Annotated in this window: 9 protein-coding genes; 1 reads left to right on the forward strand and 8 read right to left on the reverse strand. The window is 69.7% G+C overall.

The window, feature by feature from the left end; all coding sequences use genetic code 11:
* The 8 genes from VSO01S_RS25040 to VSO01S_RS25075 form a co-directional block, all read right to left on the reverse strand.
* The coding region (locus tag VSO01S_RS25040) for a response regulator (RefSeq protein ID WP_153305431.1) at window positions 1-905 on the reverse strand (905 nt) is incomplete at its 3' end.
* Window positions 902-1,816: a patatin-like phospholipase family protein gene (locus tag VSO01S_RS25045; protein ID WP_161944475.1), complete on the reverse strand. Its 915-nt coding sequence runs from the start codon at window positions 1,814-1,816 to the stop codon at window positions 902-904. The genes VSO01S_RS25040 and VSO01S_RS25045, both read right to left, overlap by 4 nt.
* A complete protein-coding gene (locus VSO01S_RS25050) occupies window positions 1,813-2,703 on the reverse strand; it encodes a patatin-like phospholipase family protein (RefSeq protein ID WP_068645488.1) in 891 nt (296 codons plus the stop codon). Before VSO01S_RS25050 ends, VSO01S_RS25045 begins: the two co-directional genes overlap by 4 nt.
* Window positions 2,704-2,782: 79 nt before the next feature.
* Window positions 2,783-3,127: an STAS domain-containing protein gene (locus tag VSO01S_RS25055; protein ID WP_068645489.1), complete on the reverse strand. Its 345-nt coding sequence runs from the start codon at window positions 3,125-3,127 to the stop codon at window positions 2,783-2,785.
* A 33-nt stretch (window positions 3,128-3,160) separates the two neighbouring features.
* Window positions 3,161-3,583, reverse strand: coding sequence for an ATP-binding protein (locus tag VSO01S_RS25060; protein WP_068645490.1), 423 nt, complete (start codon window positions 3,581-3,583; stop codon window positions 3,161-3,163).
* Window positions 3,580-4,002 (reverse strand): response regulator, encoded by a 423-nt coding sequence (locus tag VSO01S_RS25065; protein WP_068645491.1) that lies wholly within the window; start codon window positions 4,000-4,002, stop codon window positions 3,580-3,582. The genes VSO01S_RS25060 and VSO01S_RS25065 overlap by 4 nt, the downstream gene beginning before the upstream one ends.
* Window positions 3,995-5,380 (reverse strand): ATP-binding protein, encoded by a 1,386-nt coding sequence (locus tag VSO01S_RS25070; RefSeq protein ID WP_068645492.1) that lies wholly within the window; start codon window positions 5,378-5,380, stop codon window positions 3,995-3,997. Before VSO01S_RS25070 ends, VSO01S_RS25065 begins: the two co-directional genes overlap by 8 nt.
* 12 nt (window positions 5,381-5,392) lie before the next feature.
* Complete coding sequence (locus tag VSO01S_RS25075) at window positions 5,393-6,817, reverse strand: ATP-binding protein (protein WP_153305432.1); 1,425 nt, start codon at window positions 6,815-6,817, stop codon at window positions 5,393-5,395.
* A gap of 155 nt (window positions 6,818-6,972) precedes the next feature.
* Here VSO01S_RS25075 and VSO01S_RS25080 point away from each other — a divergent pair, with 155 nt between their 5' ends.
* The gene (locus tag VSO01S_RS25080; RefSeq protein ID WP_153305433.1) at window positions 6,973-7,980 is read left to right on the forward strand and encodes an AraC family transcriptional regulator; all 1,008 of its coding nucleotides are present in this window, start codon (window positions 6,973-6,975) and stop codon (window positions 7,978-7,980) included.
* The last annotated feature ends 222 nt before the right edge of the window (window positions 7,981-8,202 follow it).

Below are 8,202 nucleotides of genomic sequence, written 5' to 3' on the forward strand. Positions count from 1 at the left end.
GGGCCGGTGGCGCCCAGGCGCTGGCGAACGCCGCCGCCCGCGCCGGCGACCAGCGGCGCATCGTGCCCCGCATTGATGTAGCTCAGGCTGCCCGTGGCCGGATCGAGCAGGCCCATGAAGGCGGTGGCGAACATGCTGGCGCGGCCATGCACGCGGGCGATGTAGTCGTTGGTGAGGGCGGCCGCGGCCAGCAGGATGTCGGCATGCGCCGTGCCCTGCGGGTAAGCCTGGCTCGCGGTGGCGCGGATCAGGCTGCGAAACAGCGCCATGTACAGCGCCGCGCCCACGCCCTTGTCGCACACGTCGGCCACCACCATGAACACGCCGCCGTTGCCATGGATCGGGAACAGGTCGTAGAAGTCGCCCGCCACCTGCCGCGCGGGCCGGAAGCGCACCGCAATGTCCCAGCCCGGCAGCTGCGGGAGCGCGTCGGGCAGGAAGCCGGCCTGGATGGCGCGGCCGATCTCCAGCTCGCGCTCCATGCTCTGCAGCTGGCGCATCTCGCCGTCGTGCACGCGCTTCTTGAGCAGGCATGCATCCACCCGGGCCTGCAGGATGAGCGGGTTGAAGGGCTTGGTCAGGTAGTCGTCGGCGCCCAGGGCCAGGCACTTGACCACGCTGTCGGTCTCGCCCAGCGCCGAGATCATGATCACCGGGATGTGGCGCAGGCCCGGGTCGTCCTTGAGCCGAGCCAGCACCTCGTAGCCGTCGATGCCGGGCATCATCACGTCCAGCAGGATCAGGTCGAAGCTCTGCGCCTTCAGGCGCTCGAGCGCGCGGTGTCCGTCCTCCACCGACTCCACCGCATGGCCGCTGCGCTGCAGGCGGCGGCTGAGCACGTCGCGGTTCATGGCGTTGTCGTCCACCACCAGCGCCCGCGCGGGCATGGCCACCGACGCGTTCATGCCGCCCGTTCCGTGGCCTGCAGGATGAACTGGCCGCGCATGCCCGCTTCGAGCACGCGGCGCAGGTAGGGCATTTCCTGCGCCATGGCCTGCTCGCCCATCTGCACGATGTAGGGCAGCTCGCCCAGGTCGCGCAGGCCGATGCGGCGGTCGAAGGCGGGCAGCACCGGAATCACCTCGGCATGGTGCGTCAGGCTGTAGAAGGCGTACTGCGAGCGGATGAAGTGGTTGACCGAGATGGCCATCATGCGGCGCGCCAGCTGCATGGCCGAATCGGCCTCGCCATCGATCGAATCCTCGAAGCCCATGGCGATCACGATGTCGCAGCCCTCGCGCGCGGCGATGTCCACCGGCACCGGGTTGGAGGCGCCGCCGTCGAACAGCAGCCGCCCGCGCACCGGCCAGGGCGAAAGCACCAGCGGAATGGCGATGCTGGCGCGGATGGCGTCGGCCAGGCTGCCGTGCGACAGCACCACCTTCTCGCCGCTGCTGAAGTCCGTGGCGGCCAGGTGCAGCGGAATGCGCGTGTCCTCGAAGCGCAGCTCGCGCACGAAGCCGCGCACCGCATCGTTGACCTTGCGGTCGTCCAGCAGGCTGAAGCGGTGGCCGAAACCGAAGACGCGCGGGAACAGGGCGCTGAGCATGGGCCGCCAGCCGACCCGGCCCAGCGTGCCGCTCCAGCCCTGCACGAAGCGCTGCGCCATCTCGTCGGCGTCGTCCGCGCCCAGGGCGATGGCGGTGGCGAAAAAGCTGCCGCCGCTGCAGCCCACGGCCATGTCGATGGCAATGCCCTCGCGCTGCAGCACCCGGAGCATGCCCAGCGCCGCCGCGCACTTCAGACCGCCCGAGCCGATGACCACCGCCACGCGGGGCCGGCGCGGCGCCGGCAGGCCGGGATGCCCCTGCATCATGCGCGCAAGGCCTCCGGCTCGCCGGCCCGGCCGAGCAGCTCGCGCAGGTACGGCATCTGTTCTTCGGCGGCACGTTCGCCGCATTCGATGATGTAGGGAATCCTGTCGGTGTCGAACAGGCGCACACGCTCCTCGAAGCGCGGGATCATCGGGATGATCTCGCTGTGGTGCGCCAGGCTGTGGAAGGCGTAGTTCGACTTGAACAGGTTGTTGGACATGATCGCGCTGAGCTGGAAGGCAAAGCGCCCGGCCGAATGGATGGTGGGCTGGTAGGGGCTTTCGAAGCCCGCCGCCACGATCACGTTGGCGCCCTGGCGGATGGCCACGCCGATGGGCAGCGGGTCGGACAGAAAGCCGTCGATCAGCAGCTTGTCGCCGATCTTCCAGGGCGAGAACGCAAAGGGCAGGGCGATGCTGGCACGCACCGCGTCCACCACGCTGCCTTGCGACAGCACCACCTGCTCGCCGTTGGCGAAGTCGGTGGCCGCGATGTGCAGCGGAATCTGCATGTCCTCCACGCGTGCGTCGCCGAAGGCCTGCTTCAGCCGCGCCATGATGAGCTTGTCGTCGCGCAGGCCGAAGGTGGTCTTGTCGAACCCCAGCAGTTTGGGCGCCAGCGCCTGCAGCATGGCGCGCGTGTTGCGCCGCGCGGCGGCTTCCTTGGTCCACAGCTTGCGCGTCATGTCGGCCGCCACGTCGGCGCGGTGGCCGGCGGCCATGGTGGCGGCATAGATCGCGCCGGCGCTGCAGCCCACCACCATGTCCAGCTCGATGCCTTCGCGCAGCAGCACGCTCTGCATGCCGATGGCGGCGGCGCACTTCACGCTGCCCGAGCCGATCACCAGCGCGATGCGTTTGCGCTCTGCTGTGGAGGCCTGCACGGTCATTGTTGCCCCCAGGCTTGCCACTTCGTGTGCTGCGCCGCCCCCCGAGGGGGTTTCGCGCCTCCGGGCGGCCGAGCGGCGCTCATTGCAGTTCAGCGTGGAAGCTCGCCACCGCCTCGTTCACGTCGCCGTACAGCTTGAGGATGCTGGTGAAGCCCGACAGCTCCAGCACGCGCAGCACCGGCGGCTGCACGCCGGCCAGGCGGAAGTCGCCGCCCTGGCGGCGCGCGTCCTTCAGCGTGGCCAGCAGGGCGCGCAGCCCGGCACTGCTGGTGTAGGCCACGTTGGTGAAGTCGGCCACCAGGCGCACATGCTGCTCGCGCACCGTGCTGCCCAGCGTGTTCATGAGTTGCTCGGCGGTGAGGCTGTCGACGCTGCCGCTGATGGCGGCCACCGTCACGTCGCCGGGGGTGATGTCGATCTGCATGGCAAGGTCTCTCCAGAAAAATGAAGTTGGCAATCAGGGATGGATCTGCTTGACCAGCGTGAGGTGGTTGCCGCGTTCGGGCTCGGGGCGGTAGTGCACTTCGTCCACCATGCGGCGCACCAGGTGCCAGCCCAGGCCGCCGATGGGGCGCTCTTCCCAGCTGGTATCCAGCACTGGCGGCAGCACGGTGGCGGGGTCGAACACCCGGGCGCGGTCGATGATCTCGATGGTCAGCAGCGGGGCCTGCGCCCAATCGAGCGCCAGGGTGATGGGGCCGGGCGGCTCGTCGGCGTAGCCGTGGGTCATGACATTGACGCTGACTTCCTCCACCGCCAGGCGCACCGCCTGGCGTTCGTCCTCGCTGGCGCCGGCCTGCAGGCAGGCCTGCTCGGTCGCGTCGAGCAGCGCGGGCAGGTTCTCCAGCGTCGCCGTGCGGGTGATGCTCAGCTGCTTCATGGCGTGGGCGGTCCTTCAGGCAATGCACCGCCGCTGCGGGACACGGCGGCGGCCAGCGCCTGCTCGATCTTGGCCAGCAGGCGCTGCAGGTCCACCGGCTTGGTGTCGAAGTCGTCGCAGCCGGCCTCGATGGCGCGCTCGCGGTCGCCGGACATGGCATGCGCGGTCAGCGCGATCACCGGCACGGCGCGGGTGGCGGCATCGGCCTTCAGGCGCCGCGTGGCTTCCCAGCCGTCCATCACCGGCAGGCTCATGTCCATCAGCACCACGTCGGGCGCCTCGCTTTTCACGCAGGCGAGGGCACGCGCGCCGTCGGCCGCGGTGCGGATCTCGAAGCCGTGGCGCACCAGCCGCCGCGTGAGCATGTCGCGGTTCATCTCGTTGTCTTCCACGAGCAGGATGCGTGTGGGCCTAGGCATGGGCCATCGCCTTGCTCTGCGCCGCGGCCGCCACCTGGAGCACGCGGTTGGCCAGCGGCGCGGGAATGCGCGCGGTGAAGCAGGCGCCCGCGCCGGGCTCGCTCTGCACGTCGATCGAGCCGCCCATCAGGTCGCAGTAGTGCTGCGCAATGGCCAGGCCCATGCCGCTGCCGCCGAAGCGCCGCGTGCTCGAATCGTCGGCCTGCGAGAAGGGGCGGAACAGGCGCTCGCGCAGCGCCGGCGCAATGCCCACGCCGGTGTCCGACACCTGCAGCACCAGCGTCTGCGTGTCGTCCTCGTGCCAGGCGCGCAGCAGCACCTCGCCGGCGCGGGTGAACTTGCCGGCGTTGGACAGCAGGTGCGACAGGATCTGCCGCAGCTTGCCTTCGTCGCCCATCACGCAGGGCGTGCCCATGTCGCAGTCGATGCGAAAGGCGTTGCCGTTGTTCTCGATCTGCTCGCGCACCGTGTTCGCCACCGCGCGCACCATCTCCCCGGGCCGGATCGGGTTGCTGGCCAGGTAGGTCTGGCCGGCCTCCAGCCTGGAGAGGTTGAGCACGTCCTCCACCATGGCCAGCAGGCCGGCGCCGGCGCTGCGGATCTTGCCCAGGTCCTGCGCCTTGGCATGCTGGCCTTCGTCCAGCGCGTCGGCCTCCAGCATCTCGCTGTAGCCGATGATGGCGTTCAGCGGCGTGCGCAGCTCGTGGCTCATGTTGGCGAGGAACGCGCTCTTGGTGCGGTTGGCCGATTCGGCCAGCATGCGGGCCAGTTCCAGCTCTCGGTTCTGCCGCGTGACCTGCTCGTTGCGCTGGGCCAGCTCGTGCCGGGCCCGTTGCGCACGCTGGTTCTGTACGAAGGAGTTCATGCCGAACATCAGCAGGTAGGGCACGAAGCACACCACGCACAGCAGCGAGGTGCGCAGGCTCGATTCGAACTGCAGCGAAAAGCCGCCCAGTGCCGAGCCGAGCAGGGCGCCCGGCACGAAGGCGACGGCCGCGCGCGCCGCCAGCTGCGGCCCGCCCAGGCTCAGCACCGACAGCAGGATCGAGGCGAGCATCAGCGTGGTGGGCCACAGGCTGAAGGACACCAGCCCGGAGAGCACCCCGTAGATCACCGCGTCGGCCAGCAGGTTCTGGTGCTCGGCACGCTTGCTGTCGGTGGCGCGCTGGGCGCGCACGCGGGCCAGCGGCGCCCAGCCCACGCCCTGGAAGGCCAGCAGCAGCCAGTACCAGGCGGGCGATTCGCGCTCCAGGAAGACCGAGCCGATCACCGCCAGCACCAGCAGGTTGGCCCAGGTGCGCACGCGGTAATCGATCTCGACGATGGGGTGCACCGGCGCCGGTGGCGGCTTGGGCAGGCGGTGTCTGGTTGCGGCCATGCGAGCTCGCCTTCAGGCCTGCGCGACCTCGCCGGCGGCGAAGGGCTCCTGCCGTGCGCCTTGGGCCGGCAGCACCACGGTGAAGCGCGACCCCTTGCCGGCTTCGCTGGCCACCAGGATGTCGCCGCCCATCAGAGCGCACAGCCGCCGGCTGATGGCCAGCCCCAGGCCCGTGCCGCCGTAGCGCCGCGTGGTGGTGGGGTCGGCCTGGGTGAAGGGCGTGAACAGGCGCTCCAGCTGGGCCGGCGTCATGCCGATGCCCGAGTCGGTCACGTCGAACTCCAGCCATCGGTTGCCGTCGCGCTGCGCATCGCGCACGTCCAGGTAGAGTACGCCGCCCTGCGTGAACTTGCCGGCGTTGGACAGCAGGTTGAGCAGCACCTGGCGCAGCTTCATGCCGTCGGCGCGGATGGCGCCGATGCCGGGGTCCACCTGCACTTCCAGCACGTTGGCATTGCGCGAGATGAGCGGCTGCGCGGTGCCCAGCACCTCGTCGATGAGGGTGGGGAGATGAACGTCCTCCAGCTGCAGTTCGAGCTTGCCGGCCTCGATCTTGGACAGGTCGAGCACGTTGTTGATCAGCTCCAGCAGGTGGTGGCCGGCCGCGCGGATCTTGTGCAGGTCGGGCTGCAGCTGCGCCTGGCCCAGCTCGGCCACTTCTTCGTCCAGCAGCTCGCTGTAGCCGATGATGGCGTTAAGCGGCGTGCGCAGCTCGTGGCTCATGTTGGCCAGGAAGGTGCTCTTGGCGCGGCTGGCCGCCTCGGCCTGCTCGCGCGCATGCTCGGCGGCGATGCGCGCGGTATCGGCCTGCGCGCGGGCCTGCTCGATCTGCCGGTTCTGCTCGGCGATGCGGCGGTTCTGCTCCTGCAGGCCCAGCTTGTGATGCACCGCGCGGCGTGTCTGGATGTTGGAGCTCAGGCCGTAGATGGTGGTGAACAGCACCATCGAGAACACCGCCAGCAGCGCAGTGGGCAGGCTGGCCTCGGGCTGGAACTGAAAGCCGCCCAGCGCGCCGCCGGCCAGCCCGCCCGCCGCGAAAGCCAGCAGGCCCTTGGCCGCGAAGCGCACGCCGCCCACGCTCAGGTTGGCAGCATTGAGCGTGGTGAACACGGCGGCCGCCGGCCACAGGCTGAAACCGCACAGGCCCACCATGATGGAGGAGAGAAAGGCATCGCCCAGCAGGTTGCGCAGCTCGGCCTGCTTGGAATTGGCGGCCCAGCTGGCATGCAGGTAGGCCACCTGCGGCCAGGCCACGCCGTGGAAGATGGCCAGCGCCCAGAACCAGCCGCCGGCGTTGCGGTTGTCCAGCATGGTGGCCCACATCACCAGCACGAGAAGGCACACCGGCATCCGCACCCGATAGTCGAGATCGACTGTCGGGTGCTTCTTGCTTGCGCCGGTCCTCGCACCCTCGCCGGTTGGGCCCCTGGGTTCCATTCCGAAGGTAATACTTGTGTTTGGTTGCGAGCAAAGATTAAGCTTTGTGCCCGGGAGGAAAACTGTCCGAAGACGCCAATCCACTTGCCGATCGCGCCAAGCGTTTGGCGGGCTGTGCGCGGCGCCGGATCTGCTGCCGTGGAAAGGTGAGCGCCGTGGCGTTCCGTGCCCCCCTGCCGCTGAACATGCTGGACGCGATGCGCAAGTCGGGCATCGACCTGGCGGCGCTCGCCGCGCGCGCGGGCCTGAGCGCCGACCAGCTGCGCCAGCCGCTCACGCCAGAGCAGTCGGACCGCTTCTTCACCGTGGCCTACGAGCAGGTGGGCAATCCGGCGGTGGGCCTGGGGCTGGGCATGCGCATGGAGCCCGAGCTGTTCAGCGTGGTGGGTTTTGCCGCCATGAGCAGCCCCACCTTCGGCGTGGCGCTCACGCGCATCGCGCGCTACAACGCGCTGGTGTCCGCGTGCGAGCTGGAACTGGTGGTGTCCGATTCGGACACCGCGGTGCGCATGCGCTTCGACGGGCCGCCGCGCAACTACGACCGCTGCCGCCTCGACATCCAGACCGGTTCGCTGCTGAGCTTCGGCCGCCGCTTCACCGAGCGGCAGATCGTGCCGGTGCGCGTCACCCTGCGCGGCGAGCCGCCTGCCTATGCCGCGTTGTACACGCCGACTTTCGGATGCCCGGCGCTGTTCGACCAGCCGCACGACGCCATCGTGTTCCGCAACGAGGACCTGGCGCTGCCGCTGGTGAGCGCCAACCCGAACGTGGCTTCGATGTTCATCGAGGCGGCCGAGCGGGGCCTGGCCGACCATGGGCGCGGCGGCCCCGGCACGGCGCAGGGCGTGCGCGAGGCGCTGGCCAAACTGATGGGCGGCGAGCTGCCCACCATCGCGCAGGTGGCGGGCGAGCTGTGCATCAGCGAGCGCACGCTGCAGCGCCGGCTGGCGGAGGAAGGCGTGAAGTTCAGCACCTTGCTCGACGAGGTGCGGCTGCAGCTGGCCAGCCGGTATCTGGATGCAGGCCGCGCCAGCCTGACGGAAATTGCCTACCTGCTGGGCTTTGCCGATCCCAACTCCTTCTTCCGATCCTTCAAGCGGTGGACGGGCGTGACGCCCGACGACTACCGGCATGGCGGCAAGGCCGTGCCTTCCTCGTCCTGAGTGCGTTGAGTCGGGCCGCTGTCCGACGCCGCGCGCCCTGCGCCGGTGGCATGCTGGCAATCACTGAAGGAGCCATGGCCATGCAGATACTTGCGTCGTTCTTCATCGCGGCCTCACTGCTCGCGGGTCTGCCCGCTTGGGCGCAGGCGCCTGCATCCGCACCGGCGGCGGCTGCCGAGGCGGCCAGGTGCGACGGCGTGCAGCAGGACAAGGCCGCCTGCC

This window comes from Variovorax soli NBRC 106424, from assembly GCF_001591385.1.
Classification (GTDB): Bacteria; Pseudomonadota; Gammaproteobacteria; order Burkholderiales; family Burkholderiaceae_C; genus Variovorax; species Variovorax soli.